Consider the following 26,724-nt stretch of genomic DNA (forward strand, 5'->3'; position numbering starts at 1 on the left):
AAAAAAACCGATTTTAAGGCCGAAAGCTCAGCCGGCGGCTTAAGATGGGGGCTTACGCCCATCCCGTCGAGACTGCTGCAATGCCGCGTTTATCTGCCCGTTACACCGTATTTGCCAGCCTGGTCCTGGCGTTGCTGGCGTGTGGGCCGGCGTGGGCGCGGGACGTGAATCCGGAGGGTGCCAGCGGGTATCAGGCCAAGTCGCTGGCGATCGCGCACACATACATGATCGCCACGGCCAACCCGCTGGCCAGTCAGGCGGGCGAGGCGATGTTGGCGCGCGGCGGTAGCGCGGTCGATGCCGTGATTGCCGCGCAACTGGTGCTGAACCTGACCGAGCCGCAGTCCTCCGGCATCGGGGGCGGTGCTTTCATGCTGCACTACGACGCTGCCACGCATGAACTGATCGCCTACGACAGCCGGGAGACCGCGCCGGCGGCCGCGCAGGCGGATCGGTTTCTGCGCGAAGGCAAGCCTATCCCTTTTGCCGAGGCCGTCAATAATGGCCGCGCCGTGGCCACGCCGGGGCTGCTGCGCGGCCTGGCTCTGGCGCACGCCGACAAGGGGCGCTTGCCCTGGCCCGATCTGTTTGCACCAGCCATTGCCCTGGCAGAGCAAGGGTTTGCGGTCTCGCCACGCTTGCACACGCTGATCCAAAGCAGCCCTCAATTGGCTGCGCAGCCCGCTGCGGCGGCGTATTTTCTGGATGAGCAGGGCCAAGCCTGGCCAGAAGGCCATGTGATGCGCAATCCTGCGTTTGCCCGCCTGCTGCGGCGCATCGCTGCGGAAGGGCCGGATGCCTTCTACACGGGAGAGGTGGCGCACGATATCGTGGCTGCCGTGCGGTCCCATCCCCAGCCGGGCGATTTGAGCGAGGCCGATCTCGCGGGCTATGAGGCCGTCAGGCGCGAGCCGATCTGTGGGCGGTATCGGGGCTACCGGCTGTGCGGTCCACCGCCGCCGAGCAGCGGGCCGTTGGCGGTACTGCAGATACTGGGGCAGTTGCAGCCCTACCGACTGCAGGGTGCGCAATCGCTACGTACGGTGCATTATTTCGCCGAAAGCGGCAGGCTTGCTTTTGCCGACCGCGATGTTTATGTGGCCGACCCGCAGTTCGTGCCGGTGCCCACGGCGGCCATGCTCGATCCTGAGTATTTGCGCCAGCGTGCCGCGCTCATCCGTGCGGATCGGAGCATGCGGCACGCCCTGCCCGGCGACCCGGAGGGATTGCGTCAGGCGCGTGCGCAAGACGATGCCTTCGAGGTGCCGTCCACCAGCCATCTGGTGGCCGTCGATGACCACGGCGATATTGTGTCCATGACGTCCACGATTGAATCGGCCTTTGGCAGCAAGATCTTCGTGCACGGCTTTCTGCTCAACAACGAGATGACGGATTTCTCGTCCTCGTGGCGCGATGCCCAGGGCCGGTTAGTGGCCAATCGTATCGAGGGCGGCAAGCGGCCGCGCAGCTCGATGGCGCCGATGATCGTATTCCGCTCGGGCAAGCCGTGGCTGGCGCTGGGGTCGCCGGGCGGCAGCGCCATCATCAACTATGTCGCCAAGACCTTGGTGGGGGTGATCGACGGGGGCCTGGACATCCAGGCCGCGATTGCCCTGCCCAACATGGGCAGCCGCAATCAGGCGACCGAGCTGGAGCAGGGCAGTGCGTTGCAGGCCCTGGCGCCAGGCCTGCGCGCGCTGGGGCACAAGGTCGAGATGGTGGAGTTCACCAGCGGTGTGCAGGGCATCATGATCGAGCCCGGGCGGCTGGCGGGCGGCGCCGATCCGCGCCGCGAAGGGGTCGCGCTCGGGCGCTGACGGCCCGTCCTAGCGGAAGACGACGGTCTTGTTGCGATTGAGCAAAATACGGTGCTCGACGTGGCTGCGCACGGCACGGGAAAGCACCATGGACTCGATGTCGCTACCGACTTGCGTGAGATCCTGCGCCGTCATGGTGTGGTCTACGCGCTCGATGTCCTGTTCGATGATGGGGCCTTCGTCCAGGTCGGAGGTGACGTAATGGGCGGTGGCGCCAATGAGCTTGACGCCACGGGCATGCGCCTGGTGATAGGGGCGTGCACCCTTGAAACTGGGCAGGAAGCTGTGGTGGATATTGATGGCGCGGCCGGCCAGTGCGTGGCACAGGTCGGCCGACAGGATCTGCATGTAGCGGGCCAATACCACCAGATCGATGCGTTCGCGCTCGACCAGCTCCAGCACCTGGTGTTCCTGCGCCGTCTTGGTGTCGGCCGTCACGGGCAGATGATGGAACGGGATGCCGTATGACGCGGCCAGCCCGGCGTAGTCATCGTGGTTGGACACGATGGCGGCGATCTCGGCATGCAACTGGCCGCTGCCCACACGGAACAGCAGGTCGTTCAGGCAATGGCCCTGCTTGCTCACCATGATGAGCAGGCGCGGCTTCTGGCGCGCATCATGAATCTGCCAGTCCATGCCGTAGTCGGTCGCCACGGTGGCGAAGGTTTCGCGCAGCATCGCGGCGTTGCCTTCGCCCGGCAGGTCAAAATGCACGCGCAGGAAAAAGCGCCCCGTTTCTTCGTCGCCGAACTGCTGCGAGTCGAGGATGTTGCAACCCAGTTCGAACAGCAGGCCGCTGACGCGATAGACGATGCCCGTACGGTCAGGGCAAGACAGGGTCAGGATGTAGTCGTTGTGCTGCATGTTCTTGGGATCAATAAAAGCGGTACGATCAGCCGACCAGCAGGGCCAGGGTTTCTTCGGCCAGCGCGAGGCTGGAGGTCAAGCCGGGGGATTCGATGCCATACAGGCCCACGAAGCCGGCGATGCCATGTTGGGCCGGCGCCGAAATCATGAAGTCTGCGGCCGGTTCGTGAGGGCCCGAGATTTTAGGCCGGATGCCAGTGTAGCCGGGTGCGAGCGCATGGTCGGGCAATTGCGGCCAATAGCGGCGCACAGCCTCGTAAAAGACGTCCGCGCGCTCGGGGTGCAAGGTGTAGTCCTCGACCGGAATCCATTCGGTATCGGGACCGAACTTGGCCTGCCCACCCATGTCCAGCGTCAGGTGCACGCCCAGGCCGGCGTGTTGCGGCACCGGGTAGATGAGACGGCCAAAGGGTGTCCGACCGGCCAGCGTGAAGTAGCTGCCCTTGCAGAGGTATTCGGCCGGGATGCTGGCCGCCGGCAGGCCTTCGATGCGGCGCGACAGCGTCGGGGCATGCAGCCCGGCGCTGTTGATGAGCACGTTGCAGCTCAGTGTCATGGGCTCGGGGCCGCCGAAGTCCACGTCGAAGCCGCCTTGGGCGCGCACGCGCGCGCCAAGCATACGGGTGTGAAACACGAACTGCGCGCCCGCGTTTTCGGCCTCGCCCTGGTAGGACAGCATCAGGGCATGGCTGTCGACGATGCCTGTCGACGGCGACAGCAGCGCGGCCGTGCAACGCAGTGCGGGTTCGAGCGCCTGGGCCTGCTGTGCGCTCAGCGGCTGGAGATCGTCCACGCCATTGGCAGCGGCGCGCTGCGCGATGCCGGCCAGGCTGGCGGCCTCGGTTTCGGAAGTCGCGACGATGAGTTTGCCCAGACGATGGTGGCCGATGCCCCGCGTGGCGCAGTATTCGTAGAGCAGGTGTTTGCCGCGCACGCACAGGCGTGCCTTCAGGCTGCCTGCCGGGTAGTAGATGCCGGCATGGATGACCTCGGAGTTGCGCGAGCTGGTGCCCGTGCCGATGGCTTCGGTGGCTTCGGCCACCAGGACCTCCCGGCCGGACAGCGCCAGTGCGCGGGCAATGGCCAGGCCGACGACGCCGGCCCCAATGACAATGCAATCGATGTCGGTGTTCATGGCGTTCAGGTCTGACGGGCAGGAGTGAGATCGAATCCGCCGGCATGAAAGACCAGCGGGTCTTCGGTGCTGCAGCCGCAGGCCAGTACCTCGCCGACCATGATGACATGGTCGCCTTCTTCGTATTGGCTGCGGTTGCGGCATTCGAACCAGGCGGCGTTGCGGTCGTCCAGGCGCGGTGTGCCGTGAGGCGCGCTGATCTCGGGCAGGCCGTTGAAACGCTCGCTGGTCGTGCCGGTGGCGAAATGGCGGGCCAGGGCGATCTGCTCGGCCGACAGCACGTTGACCACGTAATGCTGACACTGCAGGAAGGCCGGCAGCGACGAGGACGTGCGCGACAGGCTCCAGAGTACCAGCGGCGGATTCAACGAAACCGAGTTGAACGAACTGACGGTCATGCCGATGCGTTCGCCGGCCAGGCCGGTGGTGCTGACCACGGTCACGCCCGTGGCAAATCGCCCCAGTGCGGTGCGGAAGAATGCGGCATCAAATTCGGTAAGAGGGGACATTCGGCAGGCGTCAGGGCGAGAGGCGATCCATCACCCAGCCCTGCTTGCCATCGGCGCGATAGCGCAGGCGGTCGTGCAGACGCGACGGGCGGCCTTGCCAGAATTCGAAGCACGTCGGCACCAGGCGATAGCCGCCCCAGTGCGGCGGCCGCGGCGGGTCGTCGCCATAGCGAGAGCGGAAGTCGCGTTCGCGCGCTTCCAGGTCGTCGCGCGTGACAGGTTGGCTCTGGTTCGATGCCCAGGCGCCGATGCGCGAGCCGACCGGACGGCTTTTGAAATAGGCTTCGGACTCTTCGGGCGAGACGCGCTCGACGACTCCCTCGATGCGCACCTGGCGCTCGAGCGGCTGCCAGAAAAACAGCAGCGCGGCGCGCGGGTTGGCCAGCAAGTCCTGGCCTTTGCGCGAGTCGTAATTGGTGAAGAAGGTAAAGCCCCGGTCGTCGTAACCCTTGATCAGGACGATACGTGCCGACGGCTGGCCGCTGGCATCGACCGTGGCCAGGGTCATGGCGTTGGGTTCGGGGACCTTGGCGGCGATGGCCTCGTCGAACCACAGCGCAAACTGGTCCAGAGGAGCAATGGCGGCCTGGTTTTCCAGCAGGACGCCTCTTTCATAGCTTTGACGCAGATCGGAAACGGACATGATGGTCAGCGGTGGCGTGGGGAAGTTGTCAGTTTACCGCCAACCGCCGCGGGTTTCCCCGGGGCGGCCGTCAGATCGCGGGCGTTTGCCGCGGGTCACGTTCGAGATGGCGGGCCAGGCCCTCCAGGCGCGCGTCATGGATGCCTGCGGCGCGCAGGGCGCGGGCCGTCTCGACCACGTAGTCCGTGCAGGGGCCGTACCGCCCGGCCGCGCGGCGCACGATGGCCAACACCTCGTCTTCAGGCAGGGCGCGGATATAGGCCGGGTTGGCGCGGTTCATGATGAAGACCAGCGCCTGAACCGGGCCGGTCTCGGTCTGGCAGTTGATCCAGCGCGGCAGGTAGGCGCCGGTGGACATTTCCCGATCCCAAAGCGCGGGGAAATATTCCGGTACTTGGGCGCCGGCGAGGCGGTAGACCACCCCGCGGCAGGAACCGCCACGGTCCAGCCCAAAGACCAGGCCCGGGCACTCGGGGGTGCCGCGGTTGACGCGCGACCACAGGCACAGCGCGCGGTGATGTCCGCGCAGCATGGCCAGGCGGCGCTCTTCGAAGGCGAAATCCGGGCGCCATATCAGGGAGCCATAACCATAGACCCAGAGATCCTGATCCTTGCGCCAGTGCGCCAGGGCGCGGTCGAGCGACGCACGGCGCTCTTCGGGGGTCTAGAGGCGAAAGGGGGTGGAGGCGCCAGACAGAACAGGCGCGTCGGCGGAGGCAGAAAACGGCGAGGTCACGACGGCATTTCAGTATCTTGCGGCGGATGGCGGTTGAACCAGCCCCCGGCCGTCAGGGCCAGGGCATAGGCCCAGAACAGCGGCGCCACGCCTATGATTGCGCCCAGAGCGCCGAAAGTCAGCGGCAGGGTGACCTGCGACGCATTGATCAGGGCCATGCGGACCCCGACGGCTTCGGCTGCGCGCCCATGCGGCGAATAATGATGCAGCATTGAAAGCATACTCGGTTGGCAGCAACCCAGGGCCAGGCCAAGAATGAAAGACAGCACGATCAGGGTGCTGACGTCGGTGAAAAACGGGTAAAGCATGAAGTCGACGGCCGCGGTCGCCATGGCTACACGCACCAGGGTCCACGACCGTACGCGCTTCTGGATGACGGGCAGAAGAAGACGAATGACGAATGTTGCCGCCGCGAAGGCGGCGAGTATGAGACCGATGGTGGTGGCCGACAGCCCGAAGGCAACCCCGAAGATGGGCACGACGAACAGATGCGTGTCCCAGGCGCCGGACAGGATGGTGTTGACCATGAGCACGCGCCGCAGGGGAGGGACGGCCAGCAGTTCGGTGACCCGGCGCTTTTGCGCGGCGCGCTGTGTGCTGGCGCCGGCCAGCGCCTGATCGGCGCGCGTGAGGCGCCGGCGCAGGAGGTAGAGACCGCCAATGGATAGCAGGGGCCCCAGCGTCAACAGACCGAAGGCCATGCGGTTGCCAAGGTGATCGATGGCCAGGCCGGCGATCAGTGGCCCGGAAAAGCCCGAACCCGCCAGCGCCAGCGACATCCAGGAGAAATTGCGCAGGCGCTCGCGGGGTTCGGCGTGGCCCAGCAGATCCTGGGTCGCCACCTGATGCAACATAAAACCGATGCCGATGCAGCAGGAGGCAATGAGCAGCGCGCTCTGGGTGGTCGTCAGAAAGGGCAGGGCAGTGCCCAGGGTGACCAGCGAGGTGCCGATGATGAGCGGGCGTCGAACCCCGACTTTGTCCACCCAGCGCCCGGCATGGACCGAGAAAATCATGGGTAGCACGGCGAACACCGCGACCAGCGTGCCGACCTTGAAGGTGGACAGACCGATTTGCAGCGCAGTCAGCGAGACGGTGATACGGCCGCCGGTCAGGGCCACGTGGTTGAACATGGCCAGCAGGCACAGCCAACTGGCTCCTCGGAATGCGGAGCCGGACGATGAATGCGAAGGGGCTTCGGGGGGCTTGGACACGGCTATTGCAATGATTCTGTGCCTAACGTCGGCGAGTGTCGAGGCGCAAGCCCGGGGATCCGCCTCAAGCGCAAGCCCGGCACGAGAAGGCCGCCACGGTGCGGTACGCGGCACCAAGCGTGAGATTGGCAGTAAGTTAGAGGCATTTGGCGCCAGAACGCGCGGTGCCTGGCGGCAGCTCCGCGTTGTCACGGGCCAGGGGGTGTGTCCTGCATACAACGCTTTAGGTTTAGACCGTTGGGGTGTCAGCTATCTCGCCTGATGCCGGCTTTGTCACCGGCCCCGTAGAATGCGGACAGCTCGCAGATAAAACTTCTTCTTGTTCAGGGGCAGTGCCCCAAGGGTGTCGATGAAAGCCAACTCCGGCCGCTTCAAGCGCTATGTGTGGATCGCCGTCGGCCTGTTGGCCGCCGCTTTGTTGATCAAATGGCTGGTGTTTCCCGGCGCGGCGGCACCCACCTTTGCCACGGCCACCGTCAAACGCGGTGATCTGGAGAACAGTGTCCTGGCCAGCGGGACGCTGGAAGCCGTGCGCCAGGTCAGCGTGGGGGCCCAGGTCTCCGGCCAACTGAAGTCGCTCAAGGTGAAGCTGGGCGATGAGGTCAAGCAGGGCCAGTTGATCGCCGAGATCGACGACATGACGCAGCAAAACGAGTTGCGTAATGCGCAGGCGGCGCTGGAGACCCGGCGGGCCGAGCTGCGCGCCAAGCAGGCCACGCTCAAGCAGGCCGAACAGGCCTATGCGCGTCAGCGCAAGATGCTGGCTGCCGATGCGAGTTCGCGCGAGTCGTACGAGTCGGCCGAGGCCACGCTCCATGTCACCCGTGCCGACATCGTGGTCCTGCAGGCGCAGATCGCGCAGGCCGAAATCGAGGTGGACAAGGCCAAGGTCAATCTCGGGTATACACGCATCGTCTCGCCGATGGACGGCAAGGTCGTTGCGGTGGTGACCAAAGAGGGCCAGACGGTCAACTCCATCCAGAGCGCGCCGACCATCATCAAGGTCGCCCAAGTGGGCACCATGACGGTCAAAGCCCAGATCTCCGAGGCCGACGTCACGCGGGTGCATCCCGGCCAGAAGGTGTACTTCACCATTCTGGGCGAGCCGGATACCCGTCATTACGGCGTGCTGCGCGCCATCGAACCGGCGCCGGACTCCATTCAACGCGACGAAAGCACTTCTGCACTGACCGGCAGTTCCAGCACGTCGACCTCTTCGGCGGTCTACTACAACGGGCTGTTCGACGTGCCCAATCCGGACGAGGTGTTGCGGATTTCGATGACGGCGCAGGTGTTCGTGGTGCTGGGCGAGGCCAGCCAGGTGCTGCAGATCCCGTCGTCGGCCTTGGGCAAGAAAGACGAAGACGGCCGTTACTGGGTGCGAGTGGTGGGCAAGGACGGGCAGCCGCAGGAACGTCAGATCCGCGTGGGCATGAACAACAACGTCATGGCCGAAGTGCTCGACGGGCTCAGTGAAGGCGAGAGCGTGGTGTCGGCGGATTCGGCGCCCATGCCGGCGGGGCGTCCGTGAGCGGCGCGCTGATCCAGTTACGCGATGTCTGGCGGGAGTTTGCCGCCGGCGATCAGGTCATCGCCGTCTTGCGCGAGGTCAATCTCGAGATCGAGGCTGGCGAGATGGTGGCCATCGTGGGCGCGTCCGGGTCGGGCAAGTCCACCCTGATGAATCTGCTCGGCTGCCTGGACCGGCCGTCGCGCGGCGTGTATTGCGTCGACGGGCGCGAAACCTCCAGCATGGGTCCGGACGAACTGGCCGAGTTGCGGCGTGAGCATTTCGGTTTCATTTTTCAGCGCTACCACCTGCTGGCGGATCTGACCGCGCAGGGCAACGTCGAGATGCCGGCGATTTATGCCGGGCTGGCGCGCGGGCCGCGCCAGCAGCGCGCCGCCGGGCTGCTGCGGCGGCTCGGTCTGGCCGAGCGCCTGGACTATCGGCCGGGGCAATTGTCCGGCGGGCAGCAGCAACGGGTCAGCATTGCGCGCGCGCTCATGAATGGCGGGCGGGTCATTCTGGCCGATGAGCCCACCGGCGCGCTGGACAGCCAGACGGGTCAGGATGTGTTGCGCATTCTCGAGGAGCTGAATGCGGCAGGACACACCATCGTGCTGGTCACGCACGATATGAGCGTGGCGCGCCATGCACGACGCATCATCGAGATCAGCGATGGCCGCATCGTGTCGGACCGCGCCAATCCGGATGCGCCCGCGCGCGCCGCGCTGGCCGGCGACGCCGGGCCGGACGCAGACAAACCGCCGCAACGGCCATGGCGAGCCTGGTTGGACCGGGGCCGCGAGGCCCTGGGCATGGCGCTGCTGGCCATGAACGCCCACCGGCTGCGTACCTGCCTGACCATGCTGGGTATCATCATCGGCATCGCCGCCGTGGTGTCGGTGGTGGCGCTGGGCACCGGGTCGCGGCAGAAGATTCTGAGCGACATCAGCGCCATGGGTACCAACACGGTGGATATTTTCCCGGGCAAGGATTTTGGCGACGAGAAAGCGGCCACCATCCGCACGCTGGTGCCGGCCGACGCCCAGGCCCTGGCGCGCCAGCCCTATGCCGATAGCGTATCGCCCGAAGTGTCCACGACCACCACGCTGCGTTATCGCAATGTATCGGTCAATGGCTCGGTGCAGGGGGTGGGCGCGCAGTATTTCCGGGTGCGCGGCGTGAGTATTGCGCAAGGACAATTCTTCGACGAGACCGGCGTGACGCGCCGCAGCCAGGACGTGGTGATCGACACCAATACCAGCAAGACGCTGTTTGGCAATCACACCGATCCCATCGGGCAGGTGATTTTCCTGGGTTCGGTGCCCGCGCGGGTGATCGGCGTGACCCGGCCGCAGGAGACGCTGTTCGCCAATGCGGATACCCTGCATGTCTGGATCCCCTACACCACCGCGCTCAGCCGCATCCTGGGCCAGCAGCATCTGCTCAGCATCACCGTGCGGGTGAGCGACAGCATGCCGACCAAGGCCGTCGAAGACGCCATCACGACGCTCATGCAGCAGCGGCACGGGACGAAGGATTTCTTTGTCTTCAACACCGACACGATTCGTCAGACGATCGAGCGCACGACGGCCACCCTGACGTTGCTGGTGTCGTTGATCGCCGTGATCTCGCTGGTGGTCGGCGGCATCGGCGTGATGAACATCATGCTGGTGTCGGTGACCGAGCGGACCCGCGAGATCGGGGTGCGCATGGCGGTGGGCGCACGCCGCAGCGACATCATGCAGCAGTTCCTCATCGAGGCCATTCTGGTCTGCCTGATCGGCGGGCTGTTGGGCATCCTGCTGTCGCTGTCGATCGGTATGCTGGTCTCTCAGGCCACGCGCGGCGCCTTCGAGATGGTCTATTCGGGCGCGTCCATGGTGGCCGCCTTTGTCTGCTCCACGCTGATCGGCGTGGCCTTCGGCTATCTGCCGGCGCGCAATGCGGCGCGTCTGGATCCCATCGAATCGTTGGCACGAGAATGAAGCCAGTCTTTCTTCTGACGTCCCTGTTGCTGGCTGGATGCCTGCACACGCCCTACGAGCGTCCCCAGGTGCAGACGCCCGCACACTGGCAGCAGGGGCAGGGGGCCGCCGCTGTGGCGCCTGCCGGCGGCCAATGGTGGCGCAATTTCCAGGATCCGGTGCTCGATACATTGGTCGAACAGGCGCTGGCGCGCAACAACGACCTGACCGTGGCCGCGTTGACGGTGCGCCGTGCGCGTCTGCAGGCCGGGCTGGCGCAAAGCGATCTTTATCCCACGGTCAGTGGCACGGGCAGCTTCAACCGCAGCCGCAACCTGGATGGGGGGCGAGCCAGCGTCCGGACCACCAATGTCGAACTTGCCGCCAGCTGGGAGCTGGACCTCTGGGGCCGTCTGGCGCGTGCGCGTGATGCGGCGCAATGGCAGGCCGTGGCCACGGAAGAAGACAGGCAGGCGGCGGCACTTGCGCTGGCCGGAACCACGGCCGAGCTCTATTGGCAGACGGCCTACCTGAACCAGCGGCTGGCCAGTAGCCGCGAAAGCATTGCGTATGCACGCCGCACGCTGGAACTGGTGCAGGCACAGTACGCCGCAGGCGGCACCTCGGGCCTGGAAGTCGCCGAAGCCAGGCAGACGCTGGCCAGTCAGCAAGCCACGCACACCGAGTTGCTGCAACAGCGCGTGGAGGCCATCAATGGCTTGACCATTCTGTTTGACGGGCCACCGGATCGCATCGTCGCCGACCCGCAGCGGCTGCCGCAGGGGCCGCTGCCCGGTGTGGATCCTGGCCTGCCCGCGCAATTGCTGGCCCGGCGGCCCGATCTGCGCGCGGCAGAGGCACGCCTGCGTGCCGCGGTGGCGGCCACGGATGCCACGCGCGCCAGCTATTACCCGCCGCTGACGTTGACCGGCGCGCTGGGCTCGGCCAGCGACTCGCTGGGCAACCTGCTGGCCAATCCGGTCGCCGCGCTGGGCGCCGGGCTGGCCTTGCCGTTTCTGAACTGGAACCAGATGCGGCTGAACATCCGAATCTCCGAAACCGACTATGAGATTCTGGTGGCGCAGTTCCGTCAGGCGCTCTATCAGGCCATGAGCGACGTGGAGAATGCCTTGTCGGCGCGCGGCCAACTGGCGCAGCGGGCGCGCTTGCTGCAGGACTCGCTGGAAGCCGCCCGTGAGGTGGAGCGTCTGTACGAAACCCGCTGGCGCGCCGGTGCGGTGGCGCTGCGTATCTGGCTCGATGCGCAGGAAAAACGCCGCGCCGCCGAAGTCGCCGTGGACGAAAACCGCCTGCAGCAGTTGCGTAACCAGGTCCAGGTCTATCAGGCGCTGGGGGGCGACGCCATCGTGGGACAATACGGGCCATGATTCTGCCCGACACTGTTTCCTGCGATATCGACGCCGAGCGCCGGTTCGGCGGCCTGGCCCGCCTTTATGGCCCCGAGGCGCCCGCCCGCCTGCGCGCCGTGCATGTGGCGGTGGCGGGCTTGGGCGGCGTGGGCTCCTGGACCGCCGAGGCGCTGGCGCGCTGCGGGGTCGGCGCCCTGACGCTGATCGATCTGGACAATATCACCGAGTCCAACGTCAATCGCCAGATCCATGCCTTGAGTTCCACCGTGGGACAGGCCAAGGTGGACGCGATGGCCGAACGCATTGCGGCCATCAACCCGGAGTGCCGCCTGACCCGGGTGGAAGATTTTGTCGAGCCGGGCAATGTAGGACAGGTGCTGGCCGGCGAGTACGCGATGATCGTCGATTGCACCGATCAGGCAGCGGCCAAGATCGCCATGGTGCTGTATGCGCGGGCGCGCGGCCTGCCCATGCTGTTGTGCGGCGGCGCCGGGGGCAAAACCGACCCGCTCACCTTGCGCGCTGGCGATTTGTCCCAGGCCGTCAACGATGCGCTGCTGTCCAAGTTGCGCAATACATTGCGGCGCGAGCAGGGGTATCCGCGGGGCAGCGATGCGCAGGGGCGGGCCCTCAAGCGCGTGCCGCGCATGGGTGTGCGCGCGTTGTGGTTTGATCAGCCGGCCATTCTGCCGTCAGCCTGGCAGACCGCCGAGCCGGCTCCTGACGGTGCGCCGCAAGGGCTGTCATGCGCGGGTTACGGCTCGGTCGTCATGGTGACGGCCGCCATGGGGATGGCGGCGGCCAACGAGGCCGTTCAGGCCATTTTGGCCGCGCCCGCTACAGGCGGCTGAGGCGCTGGCGGTGCTCAGTAGTCGTGCAGGGTGACATCTATCCAGCCGCGCAGGGCGTTGGACAGACGCAGCCCGTCGGCGCGACGCAGATCATCGACGTCGAGCACGCGTTCGCGAACCTGGCCGGTTTCGAGCAGTTCGGCCCGTTGCACCCCGGGCAGCAGGCCGCACTCGACCGGCGGCGTATACCACTGGCCCTGGAGCTGCAGATAGAGATTGCTGCGGCTGCCCTCGCAGAGCTGGCCTTTTTCGTTGAGAAACACCATGTCGAAGATCTGCGGGTGCGCCGGCAGCCAGTCGGCCGCCTTGGCATACCACGGGCGGAAGGTGGTTTTGTAGCGCAGCAACGGCTCGCGCGAGTCCAGCGGTTCGGGCGCCAGCAGGATCTCCTGGACCAGCGGCAAGGGGGGCAGCGGCGCGGTCTGGATGTCGTAATGGCCGCTACGTTCGAGCAGCAGACGCATGCGGTAGGGTTCCAGGCCGGCCGGCGCATGCGCTGCCGTCAGGAGGTCGCGTTCGATGGCGGCCTGGTCGCAGTGATAGCCCAGGGCCTGGGCGGCAGCGGCCAGTCGGGTCAGGTGCCGGCCCAGCAGCGGCAGGCTGCGGTCGGCGGTCACGAGTAGGGTTTCGATGAGCTCGGGGGCCATGGCTATCCTAGTGAGGCCGGCCCAGGATGCGGGCCTTCCATTGGCATTCCTGCCACTCTAACTCGGGGTCCGAGTCATGCACAATCCCGCCCCCCGTGCTGTAGACCCCTTGCCCCTGGTCATCGAGCACCAATGTGCGGATGGCGACGTTGAGTGAAAAGTCCCCGTCCGGCGCCAGCCAGCCCACGCTGCCGCAGTACAGCCCGCGCGGGGCGACCTCCAACTGGCGGATGCGGCGCATGGCCGAGATCTTCGGGGCGCCGGTGATCGAGCCGCAGGGAAACAGCGCGCAGAGGACCTCGGCCAGGCTGGCATCCGGCACATGGGCGCTGACCGTCGAGGTCAGGGTCCAGACGGTGGGGTAGCGCTCGAGGGAGAACAGGGCATCCACGCTCACCGAGCCGGTTTGCGCCAGGCGGCCCAAGTCATTGCGCAGCAGATCGACGATCATCAGGTTTTCGGCGCGGTCCTTCTCGCTGGCAAGCAGGCGCTGGCCCAGGCGCCGATCTTCGTCGGGGTCGGCCGAGCGTGGCGCCGTGCCTTTCATGGGGCGCGTGACGAGGCGCTCTGCCTGGCGGGCGACAAAAAGCTCGGGCGAGAAGGACAGCACCGTGCGGCGGCCATCGCGGATGTACGCGGCGTGGGCCACGGGATGACGCTGGGCGATGTCGCGATACAGCGCGGCCGGATCGCCCTCGATGCGAACGTCCAGGGGCTGGGTGTAATTGACCTGATAGAACTCGCCCTGCGCAATGCCGGCGCGAATGCGTTCGATGCGGTCGATATAGTCGGCGCGCGACTGCCGCGGCCGCACGGCGGCCACGCGCGCGCCGGTCTCGCCCGTCCATGGTCCGGTGAGCTCGGCGTGCTCGAACACCAGTGCGGTCAGGCGGGGTGGCAGGTCGGTGCGAGCAGGCGGGTTGGGCCCGTCAGCGGGAGCGCGCAGCGATTGCGGCAGCAGCCACTCGCCTAATTCGTAATCCAGCAGCAGCGCCACCCAATGCCCGGCGCGGCGCGCGGCCTCGATGGCCGCCCAGGCAGCCGGCAGCTCTTGCGGCTGTGCGGCCTGGATACGCGCGACCTGCCCCGACAGGCGGCGCGACCGCCCGGCCAGGCGGTCTTCGAACCAGCAATCCATATTTCTCTATTGGTTGAGGAACTCGGCGAGTACTTGCCCCGTGTGGGACTGTTTGCGCAGGCTCATGATGTGTTCCGGAGAGCCTTCGGCCACCAATTGGCCGCCGCCCGTCCCGCCCTCCGGACCGAGGTCCAGCAGCCAGTCGGCTTCGGCGATGACATCGAGATTATGCTCGATCACGACCACCGTGTTGCCCGCCTCGACCAGCCGGTGCAGCACGTGGATGAGTTTCTCGACATCGGCCATCGACAGGCCCACGGTGGGTTCGTCCAGGACATACAGCGTGTGCGGGATGCGCGAAGCCCGGCCCGTTTTGATGACGCCGTCGGTCAGACGGGCCTTGGCCAGCTCGGTGACCAACTTGATGCGCTGGGCCTCGCCGCCGGACAGCGTGGGCGAGGGCTGACCCAGGGTCAGATAGCCTAGGCCGACGTCCTGCATCAATTGCAGAGGGCGGTGGATCTTGGGGTGCGCAGCAAAGTAGTCCAGCGCATCGTCGACCTCGAGCGCCAGTGCTTCGCCGGCGTTCTTGCCGCGCATCTGCACGCTCAGGGTGTCGGCGTTAAAGCGTGCGCCATTGCAGGCGTCGCATGGCACTTTGACGTCGGGCAGAAAGCTCATCTCGATGGTGCGCATACCCTGGCCTTCGCAGATCGGGCAGCGGCCATCGCCGGTATTGAAGGAGAAGCGTGCCGCGCTCCAGCCGCGCATGCGCGCTTCGCGGGTGTCGGCAAACTGCTTGCGGACATCGTCCCAGAACCCCACGTAGGTGGCCGGGCACGAGCGCGGTGTTTTGCCGATGGGGGTCTGGTCGACCTCCAGGACGCGATCGATGGCCTCCCAGCCTTCGATGCGTGCGCAGCCCACCCAGTGCTCTGCGCTGCCTGCCGCCACGACGCGGCTCAGATTGTCCAACAGAACTTCGCGCGCCAGGGTGGACTTGCCCGAGCCGGATACGCCGGTGACGACGGTGAGCCGCCCGACCGGTACGCTGGCATTGACGTTGCCCAGGTTATGCAAGTGCGCGGCCTTGATACGCAACATCGGGGTGTCGCGGTCGACGGCGTGCCGGCCCTGCAGAGGATGCACCAGTGGCCGGGCGAGATAGCGGCCCGTGACGGATTCGGGTGCATCCATCAGGTCCTGGGCCGTGCCTTGGGCAACCACGCGGCCGCCACGGATGCCGGCGCCCGGGCCGATGTCGATGATGTGCGAGGCGCGCCGGATGGTGTCGTCATCGTGTTCGACCACCACCAGGGTGTTGCCGTTGCCTTCCAGGCGCGCGAGGGCGTCGAGCAGGATGCGGTTGTCGCGCGGGTGCAGGCCGATCGTGGGTTCGTCCAGCACATAGCAGACGCCTTGCAGGTTGGAGCCCAGCTGCGCGGCCAGACGGATGCGCTGGGCCTCGCCGCCGGACAGCGTGGGCGCGGCGCGATCCAGCGCCAGATAATTCAGGCCGACCTCCTGCATGAAATCCAGCCGCCCGCGGATTTCGGCCAGGATGTCGCGCGCGATCTCGGCTTCGCGGCCCCGCAGGACCAGGCCGGTGAAGAAGCTGTGCGCTTCGGACACGGGCAGGCAAGCGAGTTGGGCGATGGAGCGATCGCGCCAGCGTACGGCTAGTGCCGTGCGGTTCAGGCGCTGGCCGTGGCAGACGCCGCAGGCCTTGGCCTCGCCTTCGTACCAGGCATTCCAGGCGGTTTCCTCGCCCGTCTGTTCGGCGTCAAAGCCCTGCAGTTGCAGCCCGGTACCGAAGCATCCCTCGCACCAGCCATGTTTGGAGTTATAGGAGAACAGGCGTGGATCGGGCTCCGGGAAGCTGATGCCGCACGAGGGGCAGGCACGCTTGACCGAAAAATGCTGCTGCTGCAGGTGCGCGCTCAGGCCAGTCTCGCGGCGCAGCGGCGCGTCGCCTTCGGCGCCGGGCGTCAGATCCCAAAGGATGCTCATCACGCCCTGGCCGTGTTCCAGCGTGCGTTTGACGGCCTCGCGCAAGGCGGTCTCGTTGTCCGGGTCGACCACCAGGTCGGCCACGGGCAATTCGATGGTGTGCTCTTTGTAGCGATCCAGCCGCGGCCAGGGGCTGACGGGGATGAACTCGCCATCGACGCGCAGATGCGTGTAACCCTTGCCGCCCGCCCATTTTGCCAGGTCGGTGTAATAGCCTTTGCGCGCGGTCACCAGCAGCGCCAGCAGACCCAGATGGCGTCCCTTGTGCTCGCGCATCAGGCGCGCGACGATCTGTTCGGTGTTCTGGGGCTCGACCGGCACGTTGCAGTCGGGGCAGTACTGTGTGCCCAGCTTGACGTAGAGCAGCCGCAGGAAGTGATGGATTTCGGTCATGGTGGCCACGGTGGACTTGCGTCCGCCACGGCTGGTGCGCTGCTCGATGGCCACCGTCGGCGGGATGCCGAAGATGGCGTCCACATCGGGCTTGCCGGCCGGCTGCACAATGGCGCGCGCATAAGCGTTGAGCGACTCGAGGTAGCGGCGCTGACCCTCATTGAACAGGATGTCGAAGGCCAGGGTGGACTTGCCGGAGCCTGACACCCCGGTGATGACGGTGAACGTATCCCGTGGGATCTCGACGCTGATGTTCTTGAGGTTGTGCTCGCGGGCGTTGCGGATCTCGATGGACCCGGCCTGTTGGCGGCGCCGGCGCATGAGGGATTGCAGTGGCGTGCCGCTTTCATAAGGCGTGGCGGGCTCTTCGATGACGGCGGTCAGCCCGGCCTGCTCGGCTTCCTGGCGGTCGGCATCGGTGCTCACGACGACGTCGGGCGGCAGAATGCTCGTTGCGTAATCGCGCAGCGCCCGGCCTGTGTAGGAGCGTGGATTGTCCATCAGGTCCTGGGGCGTGCCCACGCCGACGAGTTCGCCTCCGGCGTCGCCGCCATCGGGGCCGAGATCGATCAACCAATCCGCGGCGCGGATGACGTCGAGGTTGTGCTCGATGACCAGCAGGGTATGGCCAGCGGCCAGCAGCTTGCGGAAAGCGTGCATCAACCGCGCCACGTCGTCGAAATGCAGGCCCGTGGTGGGCTCGTCAAACAGGAAGAGGCTGCCTTTTTTGGCCACCTTGGCGGTGGAAATGCCCGACCGCGCGGCTTCGGCCAGGTGGCCGGCAAGCTTCAGGCGCTGGGCTTCGCCCCCGGAGAGCGTGGGCACGGGTTGTCCCAGGCGCACATACTCCAGGCCCACGTCGGCCAGGGGCGCCAGGCCGGTCTGCACGTCGCGCAGACCGCGGAAAAACTCCAGCGCTTCGCTGACGGTCATCTCCAGCACCTGGTCGATCGAGGCGCTTTTACCCAGATGTTCGACGCGGACTTCGAGAACCTCGGGGCGGAAGCGTTTGCCATCGCAGTCCGGGCAGCGCAGATAAACGTCGGACAGGAATTGCATCTCGACGTGTTCGAAGCCGGTGCCGCCGCACGTGGGGCAACGTCCATCGCCGCTGTTGAAGCTGAAGGTGCCCGCCGTGTAGCCGCGCTCTTTGGCCAGGGGCGCTTGCGCGAACAGTTTGCGGATGGCATCGAAGGCGCCGACATAGCTTGCCGGATTGGAGCGGGCCGTCTTGCCTATCGGTGTCTGGTCGACCATGACGACGTCGGCGATCTGCTCGGCGCCCAACAGGCGGTCGAAGGGACCGGGTGCTTCCGACGGTTTGCCTTGGTGCTTGAGCAAAGCCGGAAAGAGGACATCCTGCACCAGCGTGGACTTGCCCGACCCCGAGACCCCTGTCACGCAGACCAGGCGGCCCAGCGGCAACTCGATCGAGACATTCTTCAGATTGTGCGCCCGCACGCCTTCGAGCAGCAGGCGGGGCGTGTTGGGCGCCACCGGCATGGGCCGGGGCGCCTCGACATGGCGCCTGCCACCGAGGTAGTCGCCGGTCAGGGTGGGGGCTGTGCGCAACTGATCGGGCGTGCCGTCAAAGACAATGCGCCCGCCGCGCTCGCCGGGGCCGGGGCCTACGTCGATGATACGGTCGGCAGCGACCATGACTTGCGGGTCGTGCTCGACCACCACCAGCGTGTTGCCGGCGTCGCGCAGGCGGTGCATGACCTCGACCACGCGATGCATGTCGCGCGGATGCAGACCGATGGAGGGTTCATCCAGCACGAAAAGCGTATTGACCAGCGAGGTCCCCAGTGCCGTCGTGAGGTTGATACGCTGCACCTCGCCGCCGGACAGGGTGCGGCTCTGGCGGTCCAGAGTCAGGTAGCCCAGACCGACATCGCACAGGAATTTCAGCCGCGCGCGCGCCTCGGTCAGCAGCAGGTCGGCGGCGGCATCCATGGCGCCTTGAAAACGCAGCTCATCGAAGAAGCGCCGCACGCGCTCGATCGGCAGCAGCATCACATCGTGCACCGACAGGCCGTCGAGGTGTTCGAGCAATTCGCGTGTCCAACTCACGCCGGCCGGCATGAAGCGCTGATAACGTGCGTCGCCTGGCGGCAGCACGGCATCGGCTTCGGCTTTGCTGCCCAGGCGCCAGAGCAGCGCATCCGGTTTGAGGCGGGCGCCGTGGCAGGTGGGGCAGGGGGTGTAGCTGCGATATTTGGACAGCAGCACCCGTACGTGCATCTTGTAGGCCTTGCTCTCCAGCCAGGCGAAGAAACGGTGCAGGCCATACCACTGATGTTTCCAGGCCGACGCGCCGCCTTTGAAGTCCGGATCGCCATCGAGCACCCAGTCACGTTGGGCCTGGGTCATGGCTTTCCAGGGGACGGAGACAGGCACGCCGGCGCGCGGCGCGTACTTCATCAGCTCGTCCTGGCACTCCTTGAACGAGGGGGTTTGCCAGGGTTTGATGGCGCCTTCTTTGAGCGTCTTGTTTTCATCCGGGATGACCAGGCCCAGGTCAATGCCGATCACGCGGCCAAAGCCGCGGCAGGTCTCGCAGGCGCCCAGCGGCGAATTGAAGGAGAAACTGCTGGGCAGGACTTCGCTGTATTCGATGTCGCAGTCCGCGCAATGCAGGCGGTCGCTGTATTTCCAGACGGCGCTGTCGCCGCCGTCGGCATCCATGGCATAGACGGCCAGGTGGCCGGCGCCCATGCGCAAGGCCGTATCGAGCGCTTCCATGACGCGCTCGCGTTCAGCGCCGCCAAACCGCAGGCGATCCTGGACGACATGCAGCGTGCGGCGGGCTTGGGCCGCGTCCGTCTTCTTGCCGCGGGTCTTGCTCTTGGCCGGTGCCGCGACCGCGGCATCTTCGTGATGCACGCGGGTATAACCCTGGCCCTCGAGAAAACCTTTGACCTCTTCCTCGGTGAAGTTGGCCGGGACCGTGATCGGGAAGGTGATGACCAGGCGCGGATCGGCCGCTGCCGCGCTGCGCTCGGCCAAGGAATGGTAGATGGATTCGGGTGTGTCGCGCCGCACGCGCTTGCCACAGCCACGGCAGAAGAGTTGCGCGCCGCGGGCAAACAAGAGCTTGAGATGATCGTTGAGCTCGGTCATCGTGCCGACGGTGCTGCGCGAGCTGCGCACCGGGTTGGTCTGGTCGATGGCGATGGCCGGCAGAATGCCTTCGATGCGGTCGACCTGCGGCTTGTCCATGCGATCCAGAAACTGGCGCGCGTAAGGCGAGAAGGTTTCCACATAACGGCGCTGGCCTTCGGCATACAAGGTGTCGAAGGCCAGCGAGCTCTTGCCGGAGCCGGAAACCCCGGTCACGACGACCAACTCGCCGGTGGCGATGGTGAGATCAAGATTCTTGAGGTTGTTCTGGCGGGCGCCAACGATGCGGATGTGGGAGCTCATGAGGCGTAATCGTAGCCGGTGAGGGTGGGCCAGTCCGAGCGCGGGTCGCCGGACTGGCCAGCACAATTGGGGCACAAGGGTCTGCCCACATTATGGGCGGGCCGGTGCGGGGGCGCTGGCAAAACTGGATGAATAAACAGTACAACAAATTTATGGCCGGATCGCAAATCCGGCACACGCCGAGGACGACCGCCGGCACGGGCGACATCTGCCGCTGCGGCGGGATAAGGGCGTTAATAGGGGCGGATTGACAAGCGCAGGTTTGTCGCTTGCCCCCGTTTCGGGCTAGAATCCCGAGTTACCCGAATTTTCGCCACGCGCAGCTTGCGGGGCGGCTCGAACCCTACGAATCCTTTAACGGAGTAATTCATCATGGCTGAACGCAAGCGCGTACGTCGCAACACCCTCGAACGCCGTTGCCTGGGCAAATCGTTCAAGCGTCTTTTCGTCAACGCTCCGAAGGGCGTTTTCAAGATGCTGGAAAAGATCAAGCGCGTCTAAGCCGCTTGCTGCTTCCTTGGTGGAGCCCGCAGTCAGAAGCCCCCGCAAGGGGGCTTTTGCTTTGGGGGCTCAAGCGCGGACAAGCGTGTCCGTGTGTAAAACTGCCCCGGGGGCGGGTGGGGCGGGTTTAGATTCTGTAAAGCTCCCGACAGACAGCGCCAGGGGCGCTCCGTAGAATGGGTGCTCTCATCCAAGAGGTATGTCGATGAAACATCTGCTTCTGGCCCCCGTGCTTGCCGCCGTGCTGGCAGCATGCGCGCCCGCCTCCGCTCCTGGCGAAGGATCCACGTCCATGACCGCTGACACGGCCTCGCTGCCCCTGACCGCCTACACCTGGCGCCTGAACGGCGCGACCGATGCCAAGGGCCAGCCCATCCTGCGCACGGGCGTCGAGCGGGGGCTGCGACTGTCGTTTACGCAGGATGCGCTGAGCATCCAGGGCGGCTGCAATACCCAGTTCGGCGGCTACCGGCTTGCCGCCGGTGTGCTCAGCGTCGCGCATCTGGCAGGCACCATGAAAGCCTGCGAGCCGGCCCTGATGCGTCTGGATGCCGACGTTGCAGGCGTGCTCAAGGGCGACATGCGCCTGCGCCGGTCCGGCGATGCCGCCGCGCCCGAGCTGACGCTGACCGCCCCTGACGGTAGTGTGCTCCGCTTTGCCGGCGAGCCGACCGCCGAGACGCGCTATGGCGGGCCGGGTGAAACGGTGTTTCTGGAAGTGGCTGCCGCGACCGTTGCCTGCAACCATCCCATGATGCCGGGCCAGCGCTGCCTGCAGGTGCGTGAGCGCCGTTACAGCGAATCCGGTGTCGCATTGCCTGCGCAAGAGGACTGGCACCCGCTCTATCAGACCATCGAAGGCTATCAGCACCACGACGGCGTGCGTACGGTGCTGCGCGTCAAACGCTATGAGCGCAAGAATCCGCCGGCCGATGCATCGGCCACGGTCTACGTGTTGGATATGGTGGTCGAGCAGCAACTGAGCTGATCGCGCCAACCGGGCCGGCTTAAGGGGCGATAGAATCAGCCTCCCTTTCTCTTGCGGCCTGCGACAGGCCCTGCCCGGACTCTGACCGAAGCATGACTGACTCGACCTCCGATCTGCACCAGCGCGCCTCGCAGGCGTTTTCTTCCGGCGATTATGCGCAGGCCGCTGACCTTCTGTCGGCAGCCTTGCAACGGGCGCCGGATGACGCCAGCCTGCTCAGTGCCGCCGGCTATGCACTCGCCCGCCTGGGCCGTCTGGCCGAGGCAGCGGATCGCTTCGACGCCGCGGTGCGTCTGCGTCCGGCCGACGTAGCCTTGTTGCGCGATGCCGGCTCGGTCAATCGCAAGGCCGCGCGCCTGGAGGCCGCACTGGGCCATTTTCGGGCGGCGTACCGGTTGTTGGGCAACGATGTTGCCCTGCTGGGCCAGATCATCGCCGTGATGCAGCAACTGGGGCGGGCCGATCAAGCCCTTGTGCTGATCGATGGTACGTTGGCCTTGGCGCCGCAGTCGGCCGCATTGCATTATCTGCGTGGCGTGGCGCTCAGCGCGCTCGGACGCCGTGCCGGAGAGCGACAGGCCTACGAAACCGCGCTGCGGTTCGATGCGCGTCTGGTAGACGCCCACACCAATCTGGGCGTGCTGGCCCGTGACGAATTGCGTCTGCAGGATGCGCTGCGGCATTTCAAACAGGCGCTGGCCATCGACCCCGACAACGCCGGGGCGCGCAACAACCGCGCGCAGACCAATCTGCTGGCAGGGCGCTATGCCCACGGCTGGCGCGATTACGAATGGCGCTGGCGCGATGGTGTGCAAACCATGCCCTTCGAGGGCGCACCCTGGCTGGGCGAGCCGTCGCTGGCCGGCAAGACGCTGCTGGTGCACGCCGAGCAGGGCTTGGGCGATACGCTACAGTTCAGCCGCTATGTGCCGAGCGTGGCCGCGCAGGCCGCGCGCGTCGTGCTGCAGGTGCAGCCCGCCTTGCAGGCATTGCTGCAGGCGAATCTTCCCGAGGTGACCGTACTGGCGGTGGGCGATGTCCTGCCGCCCCATGACCACCACGTGCCGCTGTTGAGTCTGCCGCTGGCGCTGGCTTCCCAGCGTGCCGAGCCCTGGCCGCTGGCACGCCCCATGCAGGCCGAATCGTCGCGCACGGCAGCCTGGGCGGCTCGTCTGGACGGCGTGTTCGACGGCCCAAGGCGACCGCGTATCGGGCTGTCGTGGTCCGGCAATGCAGCGCATCCGGATGACCGCAACCGCTCGATTCCGTTCTCGCAGCTGGCCGCGCTGCTCGATGTCGCCTGCGACTTCGTGTGCGTGCAGAAAGACGTGCGGGAGTCGGACCGGCAGGCCATCGACGCCTGGCGCGGCCAGGGCAGCGCGGGACGGCTGTATGTGCCGGCGCTGGACGATGTCAGCGACACGGCCGCCTTGATGGCCAACCTCGATCGCGTCATCAGTGTGGATACCGCGGCCGCGCATCTGGCCGGCTCCATGGGGTTGCCTACCTGGATTCTGTTGCCCGCCATGCCGGATTGGCGCTGGCAGTTGCAGCGCGCCGATACCCCCTGGTACGGTTCGGTCGAGCTGTGGCGCAGCACACAGCAGGGCTGGCCGGTGCTGATCGAGGCATTGCGCCAGCGTCTGCCGGCGCCCGCTTGAGTCCCTCCGGGGCTGCGCAAGGCGAAAAAATGCCTGCGAGTCGCAGGCATTCAGGTTGGAGCGGCGGGCGCGTCACGCGCCCAGATAAGCTTCCAGGACGCGGGGGTGACCGAGCAGTTCGCGTCCGCTGCCTTCCAGCGCCATGGCGCCGTTTTCCAGCACATAGCCTTTCTGGGCGATCTTCAGTGCCTGGCGCACGTTCTGTTCGACCAGGAACAACGTCAGGCCGTCGGCGTTGATGGCGCGCAGCGAACGGAAAATATCCTGCACGACGATGGGAGCCAGGCCCATGGACGGCTCATCGAGCAGCAGCAGTCTCGGTTTGGCCATCAGCGCCCGGCCGATGGCCAGCATCTGCTGTTCACCGCCGGAGAGGTTTCCGGCCATTCCCTGAATACGCTCTTTGAGCCGCGGGAACAGGTTAAACACGTATTCCAGATCGCTGTCGAGGTTCTTCAGACCGCGCCGGTAGGCGCCCAGCTCGAGGTTCTCCAGCACCGTCATGGTCGTCAGGATGGCGCGGCCTTCCGGGACCTGGACGATGCCGCGCGCTACCAATTGGTGCGGCGCGAGATGGGTGATGTCTTCGCCTTCGAAAAGGATCTGGCCGGCGGCCTTGGGCAGCAGCCCTGACAGCGCCAGCAGCGTGGTGGACTTGCCTGCGCCGTTGGCGCCGACCAGTGCGGTGATGTCTCCGGCGTGCAGGCTCAGGTTGATCCCGCGCACCGCTTCGATATGGCCGTAGTTCACTTCGAGCCCACGGACTTCCAGCATGGCGCTCATTGCACGGCCTCCGCCTGTTCGGTGTCTTCGTCGTCTTCGCGGCCCAGATAGGCTTCGATGACCTGCTCATTGTTGCGGATCTCTTCCGGACCGCCGCAGGCAATGATCTTGCCGAAGTTGAGCACCGCGATGTTCTCGCACAGCCCCATCACGAAGCGCATGTCGTGTTCGATCATGAGGATGGTGTAGCCGCGGTCGCGGATGGCGAGGATTTCGCGCATGAGTTCGGCGCGTTCGCCGGTGTTCATGCCCGCCACCGGCTCATCGAGCAGCAGCAGCTTGGGTTCGGTGGCCAACGCGCGCGCCAGCTCCAGCCGGCGCTGTTCGCCGTAGGAGAGATTGTCCGCGATGTCGTTGGCCTTGTGGTCCAGGCGCATCCAGGTCAGCAGTTCATGGGCGCGCTCGCGGGCGCGCCGCTCGGCCTGGCGGAAAGCCGGCAGGCTGAGCAGGAGCCCGGGCAGGCCGTAATTCATGTGGCGGTAGGCGCCCACCACCACGTTCTCCAGCAGCGTCATCTCCTTGAACAGGCGGATGTTCTGGAACGTGCGCGCAATGCCCATACGGGTGATTTTGTGCGGCGGGCGCTTGAGCAGGCTTTCGCCATTGAAGCGGATATTGCCGCCGCTGGGCGGCAGCAGACCGGTGATGAGATTGAACACCGTGGTCTTGCCGGCGCCATTGGGGCCGATCAGACCGTAGATACTGCCTTGCGGCACCGTCAGGTTCACATCGTGCAGCACGTGCAGGCCGCCAAAACTCTTGGAAACGGAGGAAAGCTCAAGCATGGCGTTTGCCTCCTTGACGCAACCAGCGCTTGAAACGCGCCGGATCCCAAATGCCTTGCGGCAGGAACAACACGATCACAACCAGGATCACTCCATTGATGACCAGACGGAAATCCGCGAAACCGCGCAGCAGCTCGGGCAGAACCGTGACGATGGTGCTGCCCAGCACGGGGCCGGCCAGACTGCCGATACCGCCCAGAATCGCCATGGTCAGAATCTCGACGCCACGGTCAAAGCCGTACTCATTGGGGCCGATGAAGAAGGTCAGGTGGGCATTGAGGCCGCCGGCCAGACCGGCAATCATGGCGCCCAGGACGAAGGCCAGCATCTTGTTGGCGCGCACGTCGATGCCCATCAGGCCGGCGGCGGTTTCGTCGCCTCGAATGGCGTCGAACGCGCGACCGATCTTCGAGCGCCGCATGCGCCAGAGCACGAGCAGCACGATGACCAGCGACAGCACCACATGCCACCATTGGGTCAGTTGCGGGATGCCATTGAGGCCCAGCGCGCCGCCGGTGACCGACTCGGTGTTGAGGATGGTGACCCGCACCACCTCGCCAAAGCCCAGCGTCGCCATGGCCAGATACACGCCCGACAGCCGCAGTGTCGGCAAGCCGATCAGGGCCGCCACCACGGCCGGCGCAAGCATCCCGCCGGCCAGCGCGCCCGGAAAGGACGCGTCGTAGTTCATCGTCAGCAGTGCCGCCGCATAGGCGCCGATACCCATGAAGGCCGCATTGGCCATGGCCAGCATGCCGCAGGCCAGGGTCAGCCAGATGGACAGCGCCAACAGCGCGTTGGTGCCCAAGGTAAGCACCAGGTTGCCATAAATGGCCCAGAAGTTCTCAAATCCGCTCATCACTTACGCCTTGCGTTGAACCACTTTGCCGAACAGACCTTGCGGGCGCACCAGCAGGATCAGGAACAGCAGGCCGAATGCCACCGCATCGCGCATGGTCGAGCCGATATAGGCGACCGACAGCACCTCCGCGAATCCCAGAAAGAGACCGCCCAGCATGGCGCCGCGTATGTCACCCATGCCGCCGAGAATGATGACCGCGATGCCCTTGTGCAGCATGGGCTGGCCCATGAGCGGAAAGAGCGCGTTGGAGTACAGGCCGATCAGCACGCCGGCCACGCCGCCCAGGGCAGCCGCGGCGAACGAGGTAGTGATGAACAGCTTTTCGACATTGATGCCTAGCAGCCAGGCGGCCTTGGGCGATTCGGCGATGGCGCGCAGCGCCCGGCCGAACTGCGTGCGGCGCATGACGAACATCAGCACGGCCATCAGGGCAAAGGACAGGAAAATGATGCCCAGTTCGATGACGGTCAGGTGCAGGCCGGCGATTTCGATGACTTCCTCGGGCACGGTGCCGTGCGGGAAGCGCATGTTGCCAGCGCCGAAGATGCCTTGTGCGGCGTTATTCAGGATGATGCCCACGCCGATGGTGGCGATCATCGGAATCAGGTGGGGAGCGTTGCGCTTGCGCAAAGGCTTGAGCACCAGGAAATCGATGAGTACACCGGTCACGCCGGCGACAAAGAAGGCGACGACGAGCGCCAGCCACAGCGGCAGCGCGAACAGCTGGACCACGGTCAGGGCCGCGTAGGCGCCCACCATGAAGACGGCTCCGTGCGCCAGATTGATGACGCCGAGAACGCCGAAGACCAGTGTGAATCCCAGCGCAAAGAGGGCGTAAACGCTACCCAGAGAGAGCGCGTTGACGAATTGTTGTTCCAACATAAGGGACTTCCCAAATCAAGCGCCTTGCGGAGGATTGTGTCTTCCGCAAGGCGCTGTGCTTCCCGATAGAGAGGCGGCTTACCGGTAACGCG

At 65.9% G+C, this 26,724-nt stretch carries 20 protein-coding genes and 1 pseudogene; 8 read left to right on the forward strand and 13 right to left on the reverse strand.

The window, feature by feature from the left end; translation table 11 throughout:
• Positions 1 to 80: 80 nt before the first annotated feature.
• Positions 81 to 1,817 (forward strand): gamma-glutamyltransferase, encoded by a 1,737-nt coding sequence (ggt, locus tag LK440_RS00655; RefSeq protein WP_005016477.1) that lies wholly within the window; start codon positions 81 to 83, stop codon positions 1,815 to 1,817.
• 9 nt (positions 1,818 to 1,826) lie between these two features.
• Here the strand turns inward: ggt and purU are convergent, their stop codons facing one another.
• From purU to LK440_RS00685, 6 genes and pseudogenes are all read right to left on the reverse strand, one after another.
• Positions 1,827 to 2,681, reverse strand: a complete 855-nt coding sequence (purU, locus tag LK440_RS00660; RefSeq protein WP_005016475.1) for a formyltetrahydrofolate deformylase — start codon at positions 2,679 to 2,681, stop codon at positions 1,827 to 1,829.
• A 28-nt stretch (positions 2,682 to 2,709) separates the two neighbouring features.
• The gene (locus LK440_RS00665) at positions 2,710 to 3,819 is read right to left on the reverse strand and encodes an NAD(P)/FAD-dependent oxidoreductase (protein WP_005016474.1); all 1,110 of its coding nucleotides are present in this window, start codon (positions 3,817 to 3,819) and stop codon (positions 2,710 to 2,712) included.
• Positions 3,820 to 3,824: 5 nt separating this feature from the next.
• A complete protein-coding gene (locus tag LK440_RS00670) occupies positions 3,825 to 4,328 on the reverse strand; it encodes a flavin reductase family protein (RefSeq protein ID WP_005016471.1) in 504 nt (167 codons plus the stop codon).
• Positions 4,329 to 4,338: 10 nt separating this feature from the next.
• On the reverse strand, positions 4,339 to 4,971 hold the full coding sequence (gene pdxH, locus LK440_RS00675) for a pyridoxamine 5'-phosphate oxidase (protein WP_005016467.1): 633 nt from the start codon (positions 4,969 to 4,971) through the stop codon (positions 4,339 to 4,341).
• A 70-nt stretch (positions 4,972 to 5,041) separates the two neighbouring features.
• Positions 5,042 to 5,668: pseudogene (locus LK440_RS00680) on the reverse strand (gamma-glutamylcyclotransferase).
• Between the two features lie 35 nt (positions 5,669 to 5,703).
• Positions 5,704 to 6,840: an MFS transporter gene (locus LK440_RS00685; RefSeq protein ID WP_005016462.1), complete on the reverse strand. Its 1,137-nt coding sequence runs from the start codon at positions 6,838 to 6,840 to the stop codon at positions 5,704 to 5,706.
• 430 nt (positions 6,841 to 7,270) lie between these two features.
• Here LK440_RS00685 and LK440_RS00690 point away from each other — a divergent pair, with 430 nt between their 5' ends.
• Genes LK440_RS00690 through LK440_RS00705 form a run of 4 tightly spaced genes read left to right on the forward strand, consistent with a single transcriptional unit; the run spans position 7,271 to position 12,616 of the window.
• Positions 7,271 to 8,452, forward strand: coding sequence for an efflux RND transporter periplasmic adaptor subunit (locus LK440_RS00690; RefSeq protein WP_005016461.1), 1,182 nt, complete (start codon positions 7,271 to 7,273; stop codon positions 8,450 to 8,452).
• Complete coding sequence (locus LK440_RS00695) at positions 8,449 to 10,416, forward strand: MacB family efflux pump subunit (protein ID WP_005016459.1); 1,968 nt, start codon at positions 8,449 to 8,451, stop codon at positions 10,414 to 10,416. The genes LK440_RS00690 and LK440_RS00695 overlap by 4 nt, the downstream gene beginning before the upstream one ends.
• The gene (locus LK440_RS00700; RefSeq protein WP_005016458.1) at positions 10,413 to 11,783 is read left to right on the forward strand and encodes an efflux transporter outer membrane subunit; all 1,371 of its coding nucleotides are present in this window, start codon (positions 10,413 to 10,415) and stop codon (positions 11,781 to 11,783) included. The genes LK440_RS00695 and LK440_RS00700 overlap by 4 nt, the downstream gene beginning before the upstream one ends.
• Positions 11,780 to 12,616: a tRNA threonylcarbamoyladenosine dehydratase gene (locus LK440_RS00705; protein ID WP_005016457.1), complete on the forward strand. Its 837-nt coding sequence runs from the start codon at positions 11,780 to 11,782 to the stop codon at positions 12,614 to 12,616. Before LK440_RS00700 ends, LK440_RS00705 begins: the two co-directional genes overlap by 4 nt.
• A 14-nt stretch (positions 12,617 to 12,630) precedes the next feature.
• On the opposite strand, the gene LK440_RS00710 is transcribed toward LK440_RS00705, so the two are convergent.
• From LK440_RS00710 to uvrA, 3 genes are read right to left on the reverse strand one after another with little or no spacing between them, the layout of a single operon-like run.
• The gene (locus LK440_RS00710) at positions 12,631 to 13,263 is read right to left on the reverse strand and encodes an aminotransferase class IV family protein (RefSeq protein ID WP_005016456.1); all 633 of its coding nucleotides are present in this window, start codon (positions 13,261 to 13,263) and stop codon (positions 12,631 to 12,633) included.
• 7 nt (positions 13,264 to 13,270) lie between these two features.
• A complete protein-coding gene (locus LK440_RS00715; RefSeq protein ID WP_005016455.1) occupies positions 13,271 to 14,401 on the reverse strand; it encodes an aminodeoxychorismate synthase component I in 1,131 nt (376 codons plus the stop codon).
• A 6-nt stretch (positions 14,402 to 14,407) separates the two neighbouring features.
• Entirely contained in the window at positions 14,408 to 20,170 is a 5,763-nt protein-coding gene (gene uvrA / locus LK440_RS00720) for an excinuclease ABC subunit UvrA (protein WP_005016454.1), read from the reverse strand.
• 372 nt (positions 20,171 to 20,542) lie between these two features.
• Here uvrA and LK440_RS17785 point away from each other — a divergent pair, with 372 nt between their 5' ends.
• The 3 genes from LK440_RS17785 to LK440_RS00730 all read left to right on the forward strand — a co-directional run bounded on the left by LK440_RS17785 (position 20,543) and on the right by LK440_RS00730 (position 23,320).
• The gene (locus tag LK440_RS17785) at positions 20,543 to 20,671 is read left to right on the forward strand and encodes a hypothetical protein (RefSeq protein WP_005016451.1); all 129 of its coding nucleotides are present in this window, start codon (positions 20,543 to 20,545) and stop codon (positions 20,669 to 20,671) included.
• Positions 20,672 to 20,870: 199 nt separating this feature from the next.
• Positions 20,871 to 21,659 carry an META and DUF4377 domain-containing protein gene (locus tag LK440_RS00725; protein WP_005020191.1) on the forward strand — a complete coding sequence of 263 codons (789 nt, stop codon included), beginning with the start codon at positions 20,871 to 20,873 and terminating at the stop codon, positions 21,657 to 21,659.
• Positions 21,660 to 21,751: 92 nt separating this feature from the next.
• Positions 21,752 to 23,320 (forward strand): tetratricopeptide repeat protein, encoded by a 1,569-nt coding sequence (locus LK440_RS00730; RefSeq protein WP_005016444.1) that lies wholly within the window; start codon positions 21,752 to 21,754, stop codon positions 23,318 to 23,320.
• 72 nt (positions 23,321 to 23,392) lie between these two features.
• Here LK440_RS00730 and LK440_RS00735 read toward each other — a convergent pair whose 3' ends face one another.
• Genes LK440_RS00735 through LK440_RS00750 form a run of 4 tightly spaced genes read right to left on the reverse strand, consistent with a single transcriptional unit; the run spans position 23,393 to position 26,632 of the window.
• Complete coding sequence (locus tag LK440_RS00735) at positions 23,393 to 24,103, reverse strand: ABC transporter ATP-binding protein (RefSeq protein ID WP_005016442.1); 711 nt, start codon at positions 24,101 to 24,103, stop codon at positions 23,393 to 23,395.
• A complete protein-coding gene (locus LK440_RS00740; RefSeq protein ID WP_005016441.1) occupies positions 24,100 to 24,888 on the reverse strand; it encodes an ABC transporter ATP-binding protein in 789 nt (262 codons plus the stop codon). The genes LK440_RS00735 and LK440_RS00740 overlap by 4 nt, the downstream gene beginning before the upstream one ends.
• Positions 24,881 to 25,747 (reverse strand): branched-chain amino acid ABC transporter permease, encoded by an 867-nt coding sequence (locus LK440_RS00745; protein WP_005016440.1) that lies wholly within the window; start codon positions 25,745 to 25,747, stop codon positions 24,881 to 24,883. The genes LK440_RS00740 and LK440_RS00745 overlap by 8 nt, the downstream gene beginning before the upstream one ends.
• Positions 25,748 to 25,750: 3 nt before the next feature.
• Positions 25,751 to 26,632 carry a branched-chain amino acid ABC transporter permease gene (locus LK440_RS00750; RefSeq protein ID WP_005016438.1) on the reverse strand — a complete coding sequence of 294 codons (882 nt, stop codon included), beginning with the start codon at positions 26,630 to 26,632 and terminating at the stop codon, positions 25,751 to 25,753.
• Between the last annotated feature and the right edge of the window lie 92 nt (positions 26,633 to 26,724).

The organism is Bordetella holmesii, assembly GCF_020735985.1.
Lineage (GTDB): Bacteria > Pseudomonadota > Gammaproteobacteria > Burkholderiales > Burkholderiaceae_B > Bordetella > Bordetella holmesii.